This is a genomic window from Faecalibacterium sp. An122 (genome assembly GCF_002160895.1).
GTDB lineage: Bacteria > Bacillota > Clostridia > Oscillospirales > Ruminococcaceae > Faecalibacterium.
In genome coordinates, this window is the sequence record NZ_NFLL01000041.1 from 1 (window position 1) to 15,389 (window position 15,389).

Annotated in this window: 22 protein-coding genes and 2 pseudogenes; all 24 read right to left on the bottom strand. The window is 54.3% G+C overall.

Annotated elements, in window-relative coordinates; genetic code table 11:
* Window positions 1-497: pseudogene (locus B5E67_RS14290) on the bottom strand (hypothetical protein); the annotation flags it as partial.
* Entirely contained in the window at window positions 494-1,159 is a 666-nt protein-coding gene (locus B5E67_RS14295; protein WP_087385792.1) for a hypothetical protein, read from the bottom strand. The pseudogene B5E67_RS14290 and the gene B5E67_RS14295, both read right to left, overlap by 4 nt.
* Window positions 1,160-1,168: 9 nt before the next feature.
* Window positions 1,169-1,858 carry a hypothetical protein gene (locus B5E67_RS14300; protein ID WP_242957031.1) on the bottom strand — a complete coding sequence of 230 codons (690 nt, stop codon included), beginning with the start codon at window positions 1,856-1,858 and terminating at the stop codon, window positions 1,169-1,171.
* A gap of 16 nt (window positions 1,859-1,874) precedes the next feature.
* Window positions 1,875-2,168 carry a hypothetical protein gene (locus B5E67_RS16140; protein ID WP_343286531.1) on the bottom strand — a complete coding sequence of 98 codons (294 nt, stop codon included), beginning with the start codon at window positions 2,166-2,168 and terminating at the stop codon, window positions 1,875-1,877.
* Window positions 2,154-2,588 (bottom strand): annotated as a pseudogene (locus B5E67_RS16145) (immunity 51 family protein); the annotation flags it as partial. The gene B5E67_RS16140 and the pseudogene B5E67_RS16145, both read right to left, overlap by 15 nt.
* Window positions 2,589-2,611: 23 nt before the next feature.
* Complete coding sequence (locus tag B5E67_RS14310) at window positions 2,612-3,070, bottom strand: C-GCAxxG-C-C family protein (protein ID WP_242957032.1); 459 nt, start codon at window positions 3,068-3,070, stop codon at window positions 2,612-2,614.
* Window positions 3,058-3,927 (bottom strand): NADAR family protein, encoded by an 870-nt coding sequence (locus B5E67_RS14315; protein WP_087385795.1) that lies wholly within the window; start codon window positions 3,925-3,927, stop codon window positions 3,058-3,060. Before B5E67_RS14315 ends, B5E67_RS14310 begins: the two co-directional genes overlap by 13 nt.
* A 15-nt stretch (window positions 3,928-3,942) precedes the next feature.
* Window positions 3,943-4,683 carry a DKNYY domain-containing protein gene (locus B5E67_RS14320; protein ID WP_087385796.1) on the bottom strand — a complete coding sequence of 247 codons (741 nt, stop codon included), beginning with the start codon at window positions 4,681-4,683 and terminating at the stop codon, window positions 3,943-3,945.
* A gap of 10 nt (window positions 4,684-4,693) precedes the next feature.
* On the bottom strand, window positions 4,694-4,939 hold the full coding sequence (locus B5E67_RS14325; protein WP_204246561.1) for a hypothetical protein: 246 nt from the start codon (window positions 4,937-4,939) through the stop codon (window positions 4,694-4,696).
* 12 nt (window positions 4,940-4,951) lie between these two features.
* Window positions 4,952-6,433, bottom strand: a complete 1,482-nt coding sequence (locus tag B5E67_RS14330) for a hypothetical protein (protein WP_087385798.1) — start codon at window positions 6,431-6,433, stop codon at window positions 4,952-4,954.
* A 15-nt stretch (window positions 6,434-6,448) separates the two neighbouring features.
* Window positions 6,449-6,685: a hypothetical protein gene (locus tag B5E67_RS14335; protein ID WP_087303065.1), complete on the bottom strand. Its 237-nt coding sequence runs from the start codon at window positions 6,683-6,685 to the stop codon at window positions 6,449-6,451.
* 8 nt (window positions 6,686-6,693) lie between these two features.
* Entirely contained in the window at window positions 6,694-7,653 is a 960-nt protein-coding gene (locus B5E67_RS14340; RefSeq protein WP_087385799.1) for an NTF2 fold immunity protein, read from the bottom strand.
* A gap of 14 nt (window positions 7,654-7,667) precedes the next feature.
* On the bottom strand, window positions 7,668-8,621 hold the full coding sequence (locus B5E67_RS14345; protein WP_087385800.1) for a DUF4241 domain-containing protein: 954 nt from the start codon (window positions 8,619-8,621) through the stop codon (window positions 7,668-7,670).
* 5 nt (window positions 8,622-8,626) lie between these two features.
* Window positions 8,627-8,953: a DUF5713 family protein gene (locus tag B5E67_RS14350; protein WP_087385801.1), complete on the bottom strand. Its 327-nt coding sequence runs from the start codon at window positions 8,951-8,953 to the stop codon at window positions 8,627-8,629.
* A 16-nt stretch (window positions 8,954-8,969) separates the two neighbouring features.
* The gene (locus B5E67_RS14355; protein ID WP_087385802.1) at window positions 8,970-9,515 is read right to left on the bottom strand and encodes a hypothetical protein; all 546 of its coding nucleotides are present in this window, start codon (window positions 9,513-9,515) and stop codon (window positions 8,970-8,972) included.
* Between the two features lie 16 nt (window positions 9,516-9,531).
* Window positions 9,532-10,536 carry a DKNYY domain-containing protein gene (locus B5E67_RS14360; protein WP_087385803.1) on the bottom strand — a complete coding sequence of 335 codons (1,005 nt, stop codon included), beginning with the start codon at window positions 10,534-10,536 and terminating at the stop codon, window positions 9,532-9,534.
* Window positions 10,533-11,087 carry an SUKH-3 domain-containing protein gene (locus B5E67_RS14365; RefSeq protein ID WP_087385804.1) on the bottom strand — a complete coding sequence of 185 codons (555 nt, stop codon included), beginning with the start codon at window positions 11,085-11,087 and terminating at the stop codon, window positions 10,533-10,535. Before B5E67_RS14365 ends, B5E67_RS14360 begins: the two co-directional genes overlap by 4 nt.
* Before the next feature lie 11 nt (window positions 11,088-11,098).
* Window positions 11,099-11,602 carry a DUF2004 domain-containing protein gene (locus B5E67_RS14370; protein WP_087385805.1) on the bottom strand — a complete coding sequence of 168 codons (504 nt, stop codon included), beginning with the start codon at window positions 11,600-11,602 and terminating at the stop codon, window positions 11,099-11,101.
* A 12-nt stretch (window positions 11,603-11,614) separates the two neighbouring features.
* Complete coding sequence (locus tag B5E67_RS14375) at window positions 11,615-12,235, bottom strand: hypothetical protein (RefSeq protein WP_087385806.1); 621 nt, start codon at window positions 12,233-12,235, stop codon at window positions 11,615-11,617.
* A 46-nt stretch (window positions 12,236-12,281) separates the two neighbouring features.
* The gene (locus B5E67_RS14380) at window positions 12,282-12,623 is read right to left on the bottom strand and encodes a hypothetical protein (RefSeq protein ID WP_087385807.1); all 342 of its coding nucleotides are present in this window, start codon (window positions 12,621-12,623) and stop codon (window positions 12,282-12,284) included.
* Between the two features lie 37 nt (window positions 12,624-12,660).
* Window positions 12,661-13,800: a hypothetical protein gene (locus tag B5E67_RS14385; protein ID WP_087385808.1), complete on the bottom strand. Its 1,140-nt coding sequence runs from the start codon at window positions 13,798-13,800 to the stop codon at window positions 12,661-12,663.
* Entirely contained in the window at window positions 13,801-14,334 is a 534-nt protein-coding gene (locus B5E67_RS14390; RefSeq protein ID WP_087385809.1) for a hypothetical protein, read from the bottom strand.
* 12 nt (window positions 14,335-14,346) lie between these two features.
* The gene (locus B5E67_RS14395) at window positions 14,347-14,934 is read right to left on the bottom strand and encodes a hypothetical protein (RefSeq protein ID WP_087385810.1); all 588 of its coding nucleotides are present in this window, start codon (window positions 14,932-14,934) and stop codon (window positions 14,347-14,349) included.
* A complete protein-coding gene (locus B5E67_RS14400; protein WP_087385811.1) occupies window positions 14,925-15,320 on the bottom strand; it encodes a hypothetical protein in 396 nt (131 codons plus the stop codon). The genes B5E67_RS14395 and B5E67_RS14400 overlap by 10 nt, the downstream gene beginning before the upstream one ends.
* Window positions 15,321-15,389: the final 69 nt, after the last annotated feature.

Below are 15,389 nucleotides of genomic sequence, written 5' to 3' on the forward strand. Positions count from 1 at the left end.
CGGGCTGACTGGTGCATAGTAAGGCTGTCAAGGTCGCTCCAGGCAAACTCCCGGAACTGCTTCAGCCAGTCAGGATGGGCGGACAGTCTGGGATCGTCCATTGTGACCGGCTCCCAGCACAGTTCCTCCAGCTCCCGGCCCACCAGCATGGGGCCAATGGCTGCCTGCCGAACAGGAGCCATGCTTTCCCGGATCATCTCCTCCGGGTCCTGTTCCATCTCCCATTCCTGGAACAGATAGTCCAGTTCCTCTCGGCTCTCCTGATCCAGCCCGACGGCGAACCGTTCCCAGCCCAGGGTGACGGTATCGCCGGGAACGAAAACATACTCCCGGCCATCTTTCTCGAATATGCCGGTGGTGCTGCTCTGGCCCCAGCGGTCAAAGGTATGCAGGCCAAGAAAGGTCATATCATAACGAGTAGCCAAGCTTTCCATCAGCGCCTGCTTCTCGGTGGTTTCCAGTTGATCGAATTGAGTGCGAAATAAATTTTCGTTCACAGTAGTCCTCCTTCGATCCTTTCTGCGTGTTCCAGCAGATAGCGCCTGCCATCCTGCTTGGCCTGCTCCAAGTATTGTGGAAGCAGGCCGGAATGGATGGCGTCCAGCGAGACCAGAACAGCGATCCGCTGGTATTCCTGTAATTCGAGGGAATAACAGTTCCGCTCCCAGAACAGCGGAGCGAACTGTTCCACACAGTCAGGCCGCAGAGCGGGCATCGCCAAAAGCGCCCGCCGGCTCACATATTCATTGGGGTCCTTTGCGAAGTCCAGGATCATGTCTTTGACTTCCTGTCTGCACGGACATTCTGGCAGATAAGCGGCAAACTGCCACTTGGCCTCACTCTCATTGGAGGCTGCGGCCCTGCGGCAGAGGTACTCGAACCATTTGGGATGGGAAGTGGTCTCCTGTATAAACCCCTCCGCTTCGTTGTCCCTGGCGATCAGATAGACCATCTCATCCAGTAGGACGCTGTCTGCCGTTTCTGCATCCATTTGGGTCAACACATGGCAAAAGGCACTGTAAGTGTCATTCCAGTATGGATAATCGACTTCCCATTCACCGCCGATCTCCTCAGCGGTTTTGCCGGGATAAGTGGCTTCCTGCCATTGATGGAACTTTATTGCCTGCTCCAGCAGGCGTTCACGGATGCCCTTTGCCATGTGCTCACCTCACAATTTTCCGAAATGGTCCAGATATAAATCCCGCACAGAATAAGGGCCTACAAGGTTCGTTTCCTGTCGGCCATCCCAGGAATACACATGAATTTTGCCCTCGTCCCCAATGTACTGTTGTTCCTCAAAGGATGCGGGGAATGGGAAACTTTCTACCATGCTCCAGTTGATCTTGGATTTCAGCTCATCAAACTCCTCGCGCTTGAGCCTTTTGAAGTTAAACACCAGTGCAGCACCAATCCCATCGAACAGCAAGTCTGCGTATTCTCTGGGGGTGATGCTCTCGCTCACATTGGCGGCATCAATATTGACATCCAGAACCTTGTTGCCGCAGTTTGTCCAGATTTTATCGGGAGAGAACCAGGTGGTGCGTTCCTCAGAGTCTGCAAAGTCCTCACGGGGATACCATCCGTTTGCGCTGTCCGGCTTGACGCCTTCCCGAAGTGGCCCGTTGTACGGGGAAAGTGGATAATATTGGTGCCGCACTGGATCAAATCGGTCAAACGAAATTTTCAGCAGATACCTATGCTTTTCGCTTCGCATGAGCTTATGGGGCTTCACGATATTTTCTTCGATCAAACTCCAAATGTACTCATCCACGCGGATGGATACACGGGGGCGGCTGAATAGTGTGATTTTGTTTGTGTCTGTATCCACATTGAGCCAGACACGATTGATTTCAACCATTGTCATTCCTCGCTTTTCAAAACGCTCCGCTATAAAATCGGCTTTCCCAGATGGCCTCAAATTCCGCCTGCTCTATGATGCAGGCGTGGAATTCCTCGCCCCAGACATGGGCATTGAATTCTTCCGCGGTTGGAATGGGCAATATCTCTATCACGCCGTCGTAAAGGTCAGGGATGTTGTGGGTGCTGCCATCTGCAAAAATGTCAATGGAGCGGAGGGCCAGCCGCTCATTGTCTGTATCCACTTCATAGAGGATGACCGGTGGTTCTCCCTCCGGTGCGCCCTCCCAAAAGAGCTTGATGTACTCGATCTTGCCAAGATAAGTCCGCATCGCTTTTTCATCGGCACAGGCTACTCGGATCATTTTGGCCAGCATCATCAAATCGTCGATGTATTGGGAATACACGCAGAACACATCCTCGTCAGAGTCGAAGTGAAACAGACCCACACCGCTGTTGTTTTCCTCGAACTCCCGTATCACGCCCCGGACCAGCCGCTCCCAGTCTCCGCTGCTTCCAGTCAGTCCCAGCCGACGGAATTCTTCCGTCCGGAATCCATCGTTGATTTTCAGCAGAAGGGAGATGGCATAGGGGTGGTGGGGAATGAGGAAGAATGGCGCGATCTGCTCCGGCTTCACCCAGATTTTGAAAGGCGGACGCGGATCGGGTATCCAGGGCAGCATCTCCCACTGGTCGTCCGGTCTGTTTCCGTATTGGGAAAAATCTTTCATGTAATCCCTCGCTTTCCGGCACATCAGCAGCTCAGTTGTCCTCCGTTTGCCGGGCAAAAGATCCTGCGGTTCGCCAACAGTTCCTCCAGCTTTTTGGCCAGCACCTCCACAATGGCGTGGCAGGGGTTTTCGTAGCCCACGATCTCCAGCCTTTGCAGCTCGACACAGTGGAGCGTGCCGTAGAAGCTCAGCATGAAGTCCGTCAATTCGGCGATCATCTGGTAGCCTTCCATGTTGCTCACATCGGTCTGGCCCTCTTTGGCGGTCATCAGACCGATGATCCCCACCGCCACGGTGAAGGCGCCGCAGCAGGACTGCTCCGTCTGCATCCCAAGGCCCATGACGGAGAACATTTTCCGGGTCTCCTCCGACAAATTTAGGTGGTAATACTCGTTGCAGGCCATGAACATCGCCTCGGCACAGGTCAGCTCCGTGCCCACATGGTAGTGGTTCACCAGTTCATAGAGTTTCATTGTTGCCATACCGTACTCCAATCGCAAAGCATTTCATTCTGTGTCACCCGGCGCAGCTCGTCCCGCACCTCCATCAGGGCAAAGCCCAGCAGGTTCTGTCCACGCCACTTCATCGGGTCCTGAGCCTCCGGGGAGCTGGCCGAGAGGCGGATGCCCCAGATATTGTCATAGGGGCTGGCCTCCACCAGCACGCTGTCTCCGGTGGAGAGGAGAAACTCCCGCAGATCCCGGTTCTGGCTGAATTTGTGCCAGTTACCAAGCAACACAATGGCGTATTTGAACTTGTCCCACACCTTCTGGTCAAAGCCCCGTACCCTGCGGCCCAAGGCTTTGATCTGCCTCGGATCGCTACACGCCAGGATCTCCTTTCGGATCTCCTCGTCGCCAAACAGCTGGGCTTTGCTCGCCATCATATACTGTTCCGTGTAGAAGTAGGAGTCAGCCATCGTATAAAAGTCCTCCATCCACCACTGGCTGAGACAGCTTTTTGTCAGCTGGCCGTCCTGGGATGGCTGATGGCCCCAGAACAGGCACAGCTCCCGCCTCCGTCCGGCGGCAAACTCCTGCTGGAGCCACTGGCGGGTGTACTTGGGCCTGCCCTCTGGCTGCCACGCCTCCACCAGGAAGTCGCCGTGTACCAGCACTTCACCAGTGTCCTCGTCCTCCCACCAGCCCTTCCAGGTCACCGGCTCGGGAAAGAGAGTGCGGTATTCCGTCCGCTCCTCCGGGGAGAGGGTGTCCAGCCAATCGCCAAATCGGTCTATGTAATCCTCACCATAGCCCATGCGCCAGCCAATGGAGTATCGCTCGATCTCCCGGTGGGCCAGCCAAGGGGGAGGCATTATTTTCTTATCTTGTAGAGCCATAGGGTTTGTCCTTTCTTATCCGAGCAGTTTCTGGTTCCATTCTTCTTCTGTAACCAGTTTATTCAGGATATAGAAGTGCTTATCATCCCTTGAGAGGCCCTTTCGTGCATTCACGATCCGCCAGGATTGCAGGTCGGCTTTCGGCAGCAGATAACCGCCCCAGAAGATGAACCTGGCGTCCCATGCGAAATAGCCGTCGTTGTTGGAGACGAAGGTGGCGGGGTCGGCCTTTTTCAGGATCTTGATCTTGCCGGCAAAGTTCTCATAGTACACGGCCTTGCTGTCCTTGGCATATCCGTAGGGAATCCGCAGCCGGATGGGGCGCTGTGTCCCATCGGACATGGTCCGGATCTCTTCAATTTTAATCAGTTTGACTCCATCATCACAGACAACGAAAGAGCTGATGTCCTCCGGCTCAAACCGGCCGCCGGTCGTCCAGACACTTTTACAATCCCTGGCGTAGCAGTTATTGAGTGCCGTGAACGAGGCGTGATCCACATTCCGCAGCTTGTGGCCATGGAGAAAACAGTGTTTGCTATCCTTGGCAAAGAGATTATTGAACCAGACAAAATGCGCTACATCCTTGGACACCGGGGCAAAACGCCAGTAGACCATTTTCCCGTCAGTCCAATAGGCCGTGATCTCCTGTGCGTCCTCATCATAGAACAGCGGGTTGCTGTCGATGTCAGGCAAAGTCATATAGTCCACATCTATGTATTTTGGCGGCTTGGGAAGTGGGTTTCTAATCGATTCCATGGTGTTCACCTCATTCAATGTCGTTTCGTTCTTCTTTCATATCCAGTGGAACGCCGTCCAGGGATGTGATCTGTGCCAGCTCTGCTTCAGTCAGATTTTTCAGGAAAATGCAGTATTCATCTGGGTGGCCTCCCACAAATTCCATTTTAGGCATCCCGATCTGCTCCGGGTCGGTGATCCACAGGCAAGGCTCTCCCGTCGCCCAAAACCGCGTCAGGGTAAGAATTTGGCCGTTGTAAATCACTTTCTGCTCCATCCTCAGCCCTCCTCAAAAATCTCGAAGCTCATCAAACTTCTCAATCAGGGAATCTTTCTGGAGCATATCGCCCGGCAGGGCGTCCAGGATACCCCGCAGAGCCATGTAAATTTCATCCCGTTCCTCGGTTTCGATAAAGCCCATCTTGTTGAAGGTCTGGGTGTAGGCTGTCACCGCATCAAGCGCCTGGGCCTGGGCGTCCTCACCCGGCGCAGCGGCCAGCTTCATCAGCTGGGAACGGGTCTTGCGGTATTGATTGGCTGCCTTTTTCGCAGCAGCGGCAGGAATATGCTCCGCACCATCCCAGCCTCGAAAGGGATTGTCCAGGTTTTGCGCCAGCCACTCCGGTTTCCGGGGCTTGGTGATCCGCAGGTCCATTCCCGGCTTGCTTTTCCAGAGCTGCTTTGCCGCTTTTGCCGCCGTCTCCGGCAGGCTGGTCATCCAGAACCAGCGAAGCTCCGGCATCTGCTCCGGGGTGGGGATGTCAGCTGCGCCGAAGCCGAACAGGTCAAAGGTGGAGAGGTTCGTCAGTTCCCGGAACCCTCCCACAGCGGAAAAGTTCCCCAGGTTTCCCGGCGCGCCCCAGAGCCTCAGTTCCTTCAGGTGGGGATGAACAGCAGCAAGTCCGGTCAAATCAAAGTCCTTCAGCTCGATGCCATGCAGCCCTCGTAGGTTCGGCAGTTCCGTGTGCGGGCGGTATTCTCCGATAAATTGGAGGGTCAAACCGCTGCCATCTTCGGGGGCATGGATGGCACAGGCGTCCGGCCCCTTGTTCTGGAACAGGAGCAGCTCCGTTCCCTCACACAGCCACAGTTCCTCCAGCCCGGTCATATCCAGCATCAGCTTTCTGATGCTGGTGCCTCGCAGATCAAGTGTCCTCTGACCGTGGTTCAGCAAAGTCACTTCATCAACAAAGGGGTTTTCTCGCAAAAACTCCAGCAGATCCGGGTGCCACCGCTCGCAGATAAGGGTGGAGAGGCAAGGCAGCGCCTTTAGTTCCAGCGCCGAATCGAATGGTTCGTACTGGTCCGTCACCCGATGGCTGCTGACCTTCACCGGGATACCGCCGATCTCCGTTTTCTCTTCGCTCTCCATGGCCTCCTTGAAGGCCCGCCGCCGTTCCTCCGGAATGGCCTGCCACCGGATCTGGAGGTACACATCATAGCCGTCACTCCAGCCTCCATAGGAGCGGCAGGACTGGTCGGTGAAGGGCGGAAGTGTGCCCACCAGCTTATACTGGGGCGGGACCTCCAACGGTACCCGCAGCAGATGGAGGTCGCGGGACCAGTACATGAAGTCCTTGTAGAGCGGGCGGAGATGGGGCAGTTCCTCCGCAGTCAGAGGGGCGTCGCCCACCCAATCCAGAGAGAGGACCACCGCCCAAGATTCTTTGCTCACCGTGTCCGGCGGCGCAATATAGGCCACCTGGCAGGCGGTGTAGCGTTTCAGATATTGGTTATAGACTGTATAGACCTCTCCGGCGTTGGCTTTCATGGCGCCACGCTCCTCTCATCCGTTCTTTTCCAGATAGAATCCCCATACACAGTTGGAGAACTCCCCGGCGGCAAAGCGGTGGATCTGCCCGTCAATCTCTACCTGCCAGACCTCGAAGGTATGGTCTTGGCTATAGATCGGGTCTTTGACTTTTACTCGCTTGCCGGTGGTTTGCCAGTCGTAGTCAAAGATGTTCACACCAAACAATTTGCATTGACCGTCTGGGCCAAAAGTTTCATATTCCCAAGCCATGTGATGCCTCACAAACCCGTGCGCTGCCAGCCGTCCAGCCGCTCCTGAACCCCGTCGATCATCCAGTTATCGCCCACCCGTTTCATGAGAAAGCGGCGGTCAAAGCCGGTGTTTTTCTCCCTGGTGTAGATGTAGAGTTTGTTTTTGGTGATCTGCTCCGCGTCAAGGAATTCTTCCCCGTTGTAGGTGCCCTGGGCGCTGTAGGAGAGGCCCAGAGGACGGTAGCCCGGACGGGGCTTTTCGCTCACATACTTATCCCAGATCGCCAGCAGGCGGGGCACAGCCTCGGCATCTTCAAAACCGGCATGCTCCATGTACTGCTCCCACTGCGTCATCTCGGCAAAGAAAGCGGACAGCACCCTGCGGCATTCCGCCGCCGCCTGCCCGTCCAGTTGGACGGGCTTTTTTGCCTTTTCCCGCTGGAGCTGGGAGAAGTGTTCCATCTGCTCCTTGGTGAATTGCACATGGGCCACCGGCTCGATGCGGTTGTTGCCAGCGATGGCCAGCAGGCCCTCATAGGTAACGGCGGTATGGTCGATCTGGATGTGGGAGAGCTTGGGGATGGAGGCCGCCTGGAGCAGACTGGCATCATCCAGCCCGGTGCGGTTGAGCGTCAACAGATCTATTTTACACTCCCGCAGGGAGGCCAGACCACTGCCGTTGATTCCGGCGTTGCCGTCCAGCAGCAGATAGCGCAGCTTGGGCATGGCAGAAAAGATGGGGAAGCAGGCGTCGGTGAGCACCCCGTCCTCCACGCCGACGTTGGCCATGCTTTTATGTCCGGCAAAGGGGGCGAGCAGTTCATCCGTCACCGGATAGCCTTTCACATGGAAGCCCACCAGGGCGTAACCGGCCAGCTGATCCATGATCTCTGCGGTCAGTTCCGGGACTTCAAACTGCTTTTCTCCGTCTAAGGTCAGGACACCGCTCTCCCAGCTCACTGTCCGCGCCCGTTTTGGCCATTCCATCGCTGTTTCCCTCCTTACACCTGCTTCTTACAGTTAGCTTCAATGTCGATGAAGCGCACATACACGGCGCAGATTTCACCTTTTGCGTCATAGCCGAAGTAGACGGGATAGTAACCGTAACCGTCACCAGAGCCGGAGGCGAAGATGGGCAGATTGCAGTCCGTGTCCGGCACCGTCCAGTTGAGCCAGTCGCCGTAGTCCCCCTGATATTTGGGGTGGGCTTTGGCGTTTTCCTTGAGAAGATCGCAGAACAGGTCGTTGTAGGGGTCGATGTCCGGGTCTTCTTCCAGACGCTTGGCCCAGTAGGTCTTGAAGGCCGCCTGGGTCTGGATGTCCGCAACGCAGCCCATACCAGTGTCTACGCCAAAGCCAAAATACTCGTCCTCGCTCGGCTCCTCAACCAGATCCTCTTGGCCGGTCATGCCCAGCTCATAGCGGACAGGCTTTTCCCGGCTGACCTCCACCTTGACGCAGGCGTAGCAGTCGCCGTATTTCTCACTGGGCACCACGCAGATCTTCACCGGATAAGTCCCGGCGGGGATCGTCTGGATAAAGGGCGGCGTGTCCTCCAGCTCCACCAGAGGATCGCAGGCGAAAATCGTTCCTGTTGGGAAATTGACGGCGCCAATGTCCAGCACATCCACACCCATATTCCCAATCACTTTTTCTGTAAAATAGGCGTCCAGGTCCGTTTTGCAGGCCAGTTTGTCCTTTATGGATTCGTATTTGTTCAGCCATTCGGTAGTCGGCATAATGGCTTTCTCCTGTTTGTCGTGTTTCTTAATGTACTCGCTCTTAGAGCCGTCCCAGTAGCAGTTCACACACCGGCCATTCTGAAAATGGTGGGGACAATTTGGGTAGCCATAGAGAACATGAGCGCATTCCGGGCACAGACCCATCATCTGTGAGGAGCCTTTCAAAAACAGGCTGCCGCACTCATCACAGACGGCCAGTTCTTTTTCTGCCATGAGGTTCACCAGTCCCTTTCCCGGATGGCCTCCTCGGTATCAATGGGGATGTTGAACCACTCCAGAATGTAGGCCACATTTGCTGCAATGCATTCCCGCGCCACGGTTTCGATCTCGCTGTCGTTGTCGTCAAATTCCTCCTGGAGATCATTGATGCCGCAGACCGCTTCGTCCAGCGTCTCCTGCACCACTTCGGTGTCGGTTTCGCCGCTCTCCAGCAGGTCGATGACCTTCTGAAGCTCGTCCTTTACCTTGTCCACCAGAAAGGCAGGATAGTAATCGTCCTGATACATCTCGTCCAGCAGTTTGTAGTTGGAATCAAATGCTTTCATAGGGATTGTTCCTTTCTCATTCAAACATCAGGCCGTATGATTCGGTCAGGCTGCCATCATCCTCATGGAAAATACACTGATACAGAGGCTGTCGCTGTGTTGCTTTGCGGAACCGCTCCAGAACCGGAGCCAGTGGCTCACCGGTAGGGATACCAAGAGCATCCGCGACCCGCCGCCAGCTGTCCGCGTCAACATCTTCCAAGATGATGCCGCGCTGCCGTTGCCCATATTCCTCCAATGTTTTGAAATCCACATACTCCTTTGCGTTACAATAGTCATGCCAGCAAATACTGTTTACCAGCAGAGAAAAGAGAGCATCCATGTTCTCAGCCAGACGGCCTGCCTCACCTTCGCTGCCGTTATAGCCGATGGAGCCATCCTCCAGCAAATGGTATTCACCGCCTGAGCCATCTCTGGCAAAGGCCATACCGGGCAGTGAGAAGGTGTATCGGCCTTCCGCATCATCCCTCGGGGACAACTCATCCAGCAGGAAAAAGTCAAAAAGGGAATCAAACTTCTCTGCCAAATCAGGGTCATCACGCAGTGCTTTCAAATAATCCATAGCCGTTTTCCTCCGTCTACTGTTCTGTTTTTAACTCATGCAGCCTTTCCAGCCACAGCGGTTCTTCAATCATCTCATCGTTTTGGTAAAAATGTTCCTTGTCACGGGCCAGATGATCGGAAAGCGGTGGTGCGTCTGGCGGAGTGCATACCGTAAAACTGTCCCGATCCGCCCCTTTAATCTCCCGGTTGAGGTAGTACACCCGCCTGGCATCGCGGGAATACCAGTGACTGAGCAATTCCCATGAGGGCAGATCCGCCTTGGGAAGCTGCTTACCGTAAGCATAGATCCGTTTCTCATCCCTGGCAAAATAGGTATCGCCCAACGAGCGGAAAGAGGAAACTTCTGCGCCTTTGATGATCTTCACCTTGCCGTCTCCGTTGTGGAAGTAGACCTGCCGGCTGTCCTTTGCATATCCCTGTGGCGCACCCGAATCGTTCTGGCCATTGTCCAACACCTGGAAGGTTGTCAGCTCTACATCTGGGATTCTCCCGCTGGTAGTGTAGACGGCTGTTTTGTCCATCGCGTAGGCATAGTTTAACACCCGAAACGATGCCGGGTCTGCTCCACGCAGGCGAATCCCACCGAGAAAGCAGTCCGCAGAGGACTTGCCCCAGTAATGCCAGCAGCAGAAGTCTTTGGGCAAAACACCCTTCAACAAGCCGTTTTCATATAGGCCAGAGAAATAAATGGCTCCATCTTGAAGGAAAAACTCATTGTCCACCGGCTCTGTTCTGGTGATCGGCTGCAGCAGTTCTTCGTGATGATCTGTTATGCTCAGCTCGATCTCATCGTCGCTGTAAACTAAGTAGAGCCCATGAGGGGCCTTTCTGTCGAAATGCAGTTCAATGTCATGATATTTGAGGATCAAAGGTTTTCCGTCGCTTCTCATGGTGGAAACAGCATCAGGATTCCCGAAGATTTCTATGACCTCATCCTGCGATATTCCGAATTTCAGCGGTGAAATGTCCCGCGGATTCTGCAATATTTGATTGCGCCAAATAGTAAAGTCCTGTTTCATAGTTTTCCATCCAGTGCCTCAACCGTTTTCATGGCAGCGGAATCAAATTTACACTGCCGCAGGTCCCGCTCAATCAGGGCAAACACATCTGGAAAGCACTCAATCTCATCCTGGTACTCATATTTCGCATACAGTTTCCCGTACTCAGAGATCCAAACCTCCGCCGGGTAGTAGTAGCCGATATGACCGATAGGCTGGCATTTTTCACCGGCAGCCTGTTCTACCTCTGCCAGTTCACAGCCGGACATATCCCGAAAATAGGCTTCTTCCAAATGGTTTTTGATCCCGTTGACCAGGTAAGGAAACAGAGCGAATTGGAAGTCAGCCGCCCAGTTCAGTTTTTTCTGCTCCAGGTACCACTCACAGCACAGGCCGAAATACTTGCGGTAGAACCGCTGGGTGGTCTTCATCATTGGGACGCCATGATCGGCGTAATACTTCTCCGCAATGGAGATGTCCACTTTTCGCCCTTCCTGCCATCCGGCGTACTCCATCAGCTGCTTGACCTTGCTTTTGAGATCGCCGGAAATGGGGATGCGTTCTTTGATCATGGGATATCTCCTCAGCTTTCATGAGTAATACAGAAAATCTCCTGGTTTAAGTCAAAGTAGATTACCATCAGCTCGTCGGTGATCTCCGGGTTGAAGGACAGGTCCATAATGAAAACTTGCTGATCCATCTCGTCATCCACCAGACTGCCGAACCGCTTGAGCTTCAAAAAGTCCACCATCTCGGCAAAGGACAGCTTGAATGGGTCGGTTCCCGGAAAAAGTTCCGCCGCAATATCCGGGCCTACATCGTCCCGGTGGAACTCCATGAAAAATGTCACAACGCTATGGTAGCGGCTGTCCTCGTCCGCCAGTGCTGCTTTGATGGCGGCTTTGGCCTTCTCCGCCAATTTCTCCGCCTCATCCAGCATTTCTCCCACCGCATCCATGGCGGCAGGATCGCCGGTCAGTTCTTCCTCTACATCGAAGATAAAGGGTAGTCCCGATTCCTCGGGAAAGGTGAAGATCTCCTCGCCAGGCGTGTATGTAAAATCAATGCGTTTACAGTTCAGTTTCATCTCTGTGCCTCCTTATCCCTCTGCTTTACTGTGGTATTCCTTCTCCAGCGCGGTGTACCACCGATTCAGCATGGTTTCCAAACTGGTTTTCCCGCCACGGTCTGTAAAAACAAGGAACTTTTGCAGCAGTCTGGGGAATAGAACTTTGCCCGCTTTTGTCAGATCCTGATTGAGATAGACCATCCGAATGATCCGGCTCCGCCGGTCCAGAGGGTTCTTTTTCAGCAACTCCTTTTCAAAGCAGAAGCGCAGGAATACCACATTCTCGTCGTAGAAGTCCTCCACCACAGCCGCGCCAATGCTGGTGTATGTGATGTCGTACACCAAACGGCTCCAGTCAAATTTCTCGGCATAGAGCAGTTTCAGCGCCTTTGCCCAGTGTTCCTCCGGGATCACCAGCATCCTGTGCTGGGCGGTACTGGAGTAGCCACGGTAGACGGGTTCCGGCTGCCCCAGGAGTTCACTCACACTGTCGGCGTAGACGAAGCACAACTCCTCATCGAACAGGCCACCGATGAAGTTGCCGTTGCAGTACAACATATAATTCTTGGACTTGGCTGGAGAATAAGAAAGGCTATATTCCTGCGAGTCCAGGCTTTTATGTACCTTGTTCAGAAAGTCTATTGATGTCATGGCTTTACTCCTTATTCCTCAAACTCGCCCTCGATTACAGGGGCGCTTACTTCCTCTGTTTCTTTACTGGATGGGGGATAGTCCGGCCCAGCACCCGGCCTTCCCCTACGGCGTTGGCCCCTTCATAGATCAGGAACTCCGCGCCGTCGGCCAGAGGGCCATAGTCCACAGTATCCGGGTAGAGGGGCTGGGCGTTGCCCAATGCCGGTTCATCAAAGGCGCACTCGCTTCCATCCAGGAAACAGACGCCCAGATAGTCGGCAGTCCCCTTGACCACGAAGTGGGGACGGTATTTCCCACTAACAAGACTTGGAGGCGCCTTTCGCTTGCCGCTCCAGAAGGTGACCTCCACATAGAGCACCGCCCGGTTTTCATCCGTCCCGATCATGCCGTATCACCCCTTCGGGCAGTCTCTCCATTCCCGCTTAATCGCCAAACCGCTCGGCGGCATCTTGGTAAACCGTGATGCTTTTGGCCACCTTCTTTTTCTGGCTACGGATGCGGAAATAGTCCCACAGAACGCGCTTCAGTTCCGGGTTCTCCACCTTGAGGGGCAGCAGGCTGATGAACATTTCGTCGTAGCTTCCATATAGCACACCGCCCCGGTTGTAGGTCTGCCATGTCACCGTAGGTTTGCGGCCCTCTGGGTCCTTGGCCAAATCAAAGAGCCAGCGCTCATCCAGATCCACATAGCGTTCAATCATAAACCTTGTGTCATAGGTTCCATAGCTATAATCCCCCCAGAAAATCAGAGCGATCATTCCATCCGGGCCCAGGCGTTCATAGGTCCAGCCTTCCGGATAACAGCGGTAATGGAGCATTCCCAGCGCATGGAACAAATAGCCTTTTTGCGGCGTATCCAGAAGGGGCGAATAGGTCTCGTACACCTGCTCCTTGGGCTGGGTGATGATCGCCTTCATAAAGACCGGCATCAGCCAGCTGCCGCCGTAGCGTTCATTCAGTTCATCAGCCAATGCTTGCAGTCGCTCATCCGGGTTACGGATCAGGGAGGCGGTCAGCACCACAGCGGGAATTTTCTCTTTTTCCTTGGGTGTGGCATCCCAAATGCGAAGCCCGTCCGTAATCCACCAGGAGGTACAATCATCATCAGAATAAACAGGCGTGCGTTTCAACTGGGCGATCCGCTGGGTGTTTTCCGCCAGGAAGCGGTAGACCTCCAGCATTTTAGGCGAGGCTTTCCCCAACATCAAATGGAAACAGAAGTTCAGTTGTTCTATATTCAGTGGCTTTGTGTCCCCCTCGTCCAGCAGCAGGGAGAGAGTCTTTAGAATAACTGGGGCAATCTGCTCCGATACACAGTCGGAACAGGCATCCGACATGATATTGCTGCCCATCCATTTGCCCTTGACCAGCTTGGCCCACAGTGGGGCAGCAGGGGCATACTCCAGATGCGCCAAGGCCTTCTGAGCAGCCGTTTTGCACTTGCCCTTTTCTGTATTCACAAGCTGGAAAAGCAGTTCGCCGTTTGCTTCATCCTTGCCCAGCTCCAAAATGGCCTGTTCTCGCTTTACGCCCTTGGGAGGCAGTTGTTCCAAAGTCATCATCTATGTCTGCGCTCCTTCCTCAGTAATCCATCCCTGCCGCGCCAGCCAGTCATGCAGGGTGGAGAGCAGCAGTTCCAAATCTTTATCCGTCATGGGGATCTTCTTTTTATATTTGGGCAGAGTCTTTTGCAGGAAAGGCCAAAATTCTGTGCCCAGCAGTCGCTTTTGGGCATCCTTATCGTTCTTGATAGGAATTACATCTTCTGTATAGACCACAATATCCATCCCCAGAGAGCGTGATGCTTGCTCTACATGGTTAAGGGTGTACCAGCTGTGAGAATCATCGTTTTTACTGAGCCTTGCCTTGGACACCCAGCCGGAATCTCGGTCGAGACACCGGAAACAAAAGCAGAAATCAAAATCCAGATGGGAGAACCGCTCCAGCAGGATCGGTTCCAGTGCCGCTTTCGTTTTTTCGGCCGCCAATTCTGGATGGCGGACAGCCTCCTGGGTGCTGGCAGGAAGCATTTCATGGAAAATCTCGCTGATATAGGTCCAGCCTGGTGTGTCGCCCACCACGCTCAGCACCTTCATACCGCATTCCTCCTATCCTACAATGGTGGTTTCCTTGACGGCCAGATTGTCGTAATCCATGGCGATCAGCTTCTCGGCGGCTTCTGGGGTACACATGAACCAGGTACTCACGCCCCAGGCATCCATCCTTGTGACGGTGAAGAAGTCGGTTTCGGCGGGAGAGGGATTTCTGGCGTCAAGATAGCGGTCGGAATAGAGGTAGACCAGATCCACCTCCCGGTCCGGCAGCCACTTGGCCCGGCGCGCACGCGGTTTACCATTTTTCAGAGTCTTTTCTCTGGGGTTCTCAAACCACGCCAGTTCCTTGATCTTCAGACCGGTGAAGGTATCCATGAGCCGCTGGGCAATCTCCCGGTGGGTAAATACTCCGCAGTCCCAGGAGCCCATCAGCCATGTCTGTATAAAGTCGCCCACCTTGCTGCCAGGAGCAGGCGGCCCATAGACGCTCTCGTCCGCCCACATGACCTCCATCTTTTCACATTGATCTGGCCGGGGACAGGACTGCTTGTTGCCGTATCGGTACATGATATTCACATAACCGAAGTCCTTGCCGGTTCGGTCATGACCGACGGCTTCCACTTTATAGGCAGTTATGGACATTGCAGTTCCACCTCCTGAGCCAGTACAAATCCGCACAGCCCAAGGGAAGAGTCGATGACAAATACCCGGATGTGCTCCCGTTCCATGCGTTTCCGCAGTTCCTCGATGCTGCAGCAGGCGGGAAAGCCGTAAGAGATGGCCCCGCCCAGAAGGTCTTTGTACTGTTCAAAAAAACCGTCCACGGTGATCTCGTCCATGCCGAAGAGGATGTTGTCCTGGACCACATTTTCAAACCAGTAGGCCAGCAGGCCGGTGAAGCGAACGGATACTTTCTCTCCGGTCTCGGACTGGGTATCCATGTGCAGTGTGTGGGCTTCAAAGTCAGCGCAGTAGCGCAGGACTCTGTTGTCGTGCAGGCCATCAAAAGAACAAATCAGTGTACTCACAGGGATTCCTCCTCGTCCATGAGCTGCTCCTGGACCTCTTTGGGCAGGTCGTTCCATAAAATGTCGTAT

What these genes read in the sequence shown, in the direction of transcription:
- B5E67_RS14295 (WP_087385792.1), bottom strand. Translation starts at nt 1,159, where the DNA reads ATGGCAAAGGGCATCCGTGAACGCCTGCTGGAGCAGGCAATAAAGTTC.
- B5E67_RS14300 (WP_242957031.1), bottom strand. Translation starts at nt 1,858, where the DNA reads ATGGTTGAAATCAATCGTGTCTGGCTCAATGTGGATACAGACACAAAC.
- B5E67_RS14310 (WP_242957032.1), bottom strand. Translation starts at nt 3,070, where the DNA reads ATGGCAACAATGAAACTCTATGAACTGGTGAACCACTACCATGTGGGC.
- B5E67_RS14315 (WP_087385795.1), bottom strand. Translation starts at nt 3,927, where the DNA reads ATGGCTCTACAAGATAAGAAAATAATGCCTCCCCCTTGGCTGGCCCAC.
- B5E67_RS14320 (WP_087385796.1), bottom strand. Translation starts at nt 4,683, where the DNA reads ATGGAATCGATTAGAAACCCACTTCCCAAGCCGCCAAAATACATAGAT.
- B5E67_RS14325 (WP_204246561.1), bottom strand. Translation starts at nt 4,939, where the DNA reads ATGGAGCAGAAAGTGATTTACAACGGCCAAATTCTTACCCTGACGCGG.
- B5E67_RS14330 (WP_087385798.1), bottom strand. Translation starts at nt 6,433, where the DNA reads ATGAAAGCCAACGCCGGAGAGGTCTATACAGTCTATAACCAATATCTG.
- B5E67_RS14335 (WP_087303065.1), bottom strand. Translation starts at nt 6,685, where the DNA reads ATGGCTTGGGAATATGAAACTTTTGGCCCAGACGGTCAATGCAAATTG.
- B5E67_RS14340 (WP_087385799.1), bottom strand. Translation starts at nt 7,653, where the DNA reads ATGGAATGGCCAAAACGGGCGCGGACAGTGAGCTGGGAGAGCGGTGTC.
- B5E67_RS14345 (WP_087385800.1), bottom strand. Translation starts at nt 8,621, where the DNA reads ATGGCAGAAAAAGAACTGGCCGTCTGTGATGAGTGCGGCAGCCTGTTT.
- B5E67_RS14350 (WP_087385801.1), bottom strand. Translation starts at nt 8,953, where the DNA reads ATGAAAGCATTTGATTCCAACTACAAACTGCTGGACGAGATGTATCAG.
- B5E67_RS14355 (WP_087385802.1), bottom strand. Translation starts at nt 9,515, where the DNA reads ATGGATTATTTGAAAGCACTGCGTGATGACCCTGATTTGGCAGAGAAG.
- B5E67_RS14360 (WP_087385803.1), bottom strand. Translation starts at nt 10,536, where the DNA reads ATGAAACAGGACTTTACTATTTGGCGCAATCAAATATTGCAGAATCCG.
- B5E67_RS14365 (WP_087385804.1), bottom strand. Translation starts at nt 11,087, where the DNA reads ATGATCAAAGAACGCATCCCCATTTCCGGCGATCTCAAAAGCAAGGTC.
- B5E67_RS14370 (WP_087385805.1), bottom strand. Translation starts at nt 11,602, where the DNA reads ATGAAACTGAACTGTAAACGCATTGATTTTACATACACGCCTGGCGAG.
- B5E67_RS14375 (WP_087385806.1), bottom strand. Translation starts at nt 12,235, where the DNA reads ATGACATCAATAGACTTTCTGAACAAGGTACATAAAAGCCTGGACTCG.
- B5E67_RS14380 (WP_087385807.1), bottom strand. Translation starts at nt 12,623, where the DNA reads ATGATCGGGACGGATGAAAACCGGGCGGTGCTCTATGTGGAGGTCACC.
- B5E67_RS14385 (WP_087385808.1), bottom strand. Translation starts at nt 13,800, where the DNA reads ATGATGACTTTGGAACAACTGCCTCCCAAGGGCGTAAAGCGAGAACAG.
- B5E67_RS14390 (WP_087385809.1), bottom strand. Translation starts at nt 14,334, where the DNA reads ATGAAGGTGCTGAGCGTGGTGGGCGACACACCAGGCTGGACCTATATC.
- B5E67_RS14395 (WP_087385810.1), bottom strand. Translation starts at nt 14,934, where the DNA reads ATGTCCATAACTGCCTATAAAGTGGAAGCCGTCGGTCATGACCGAACC.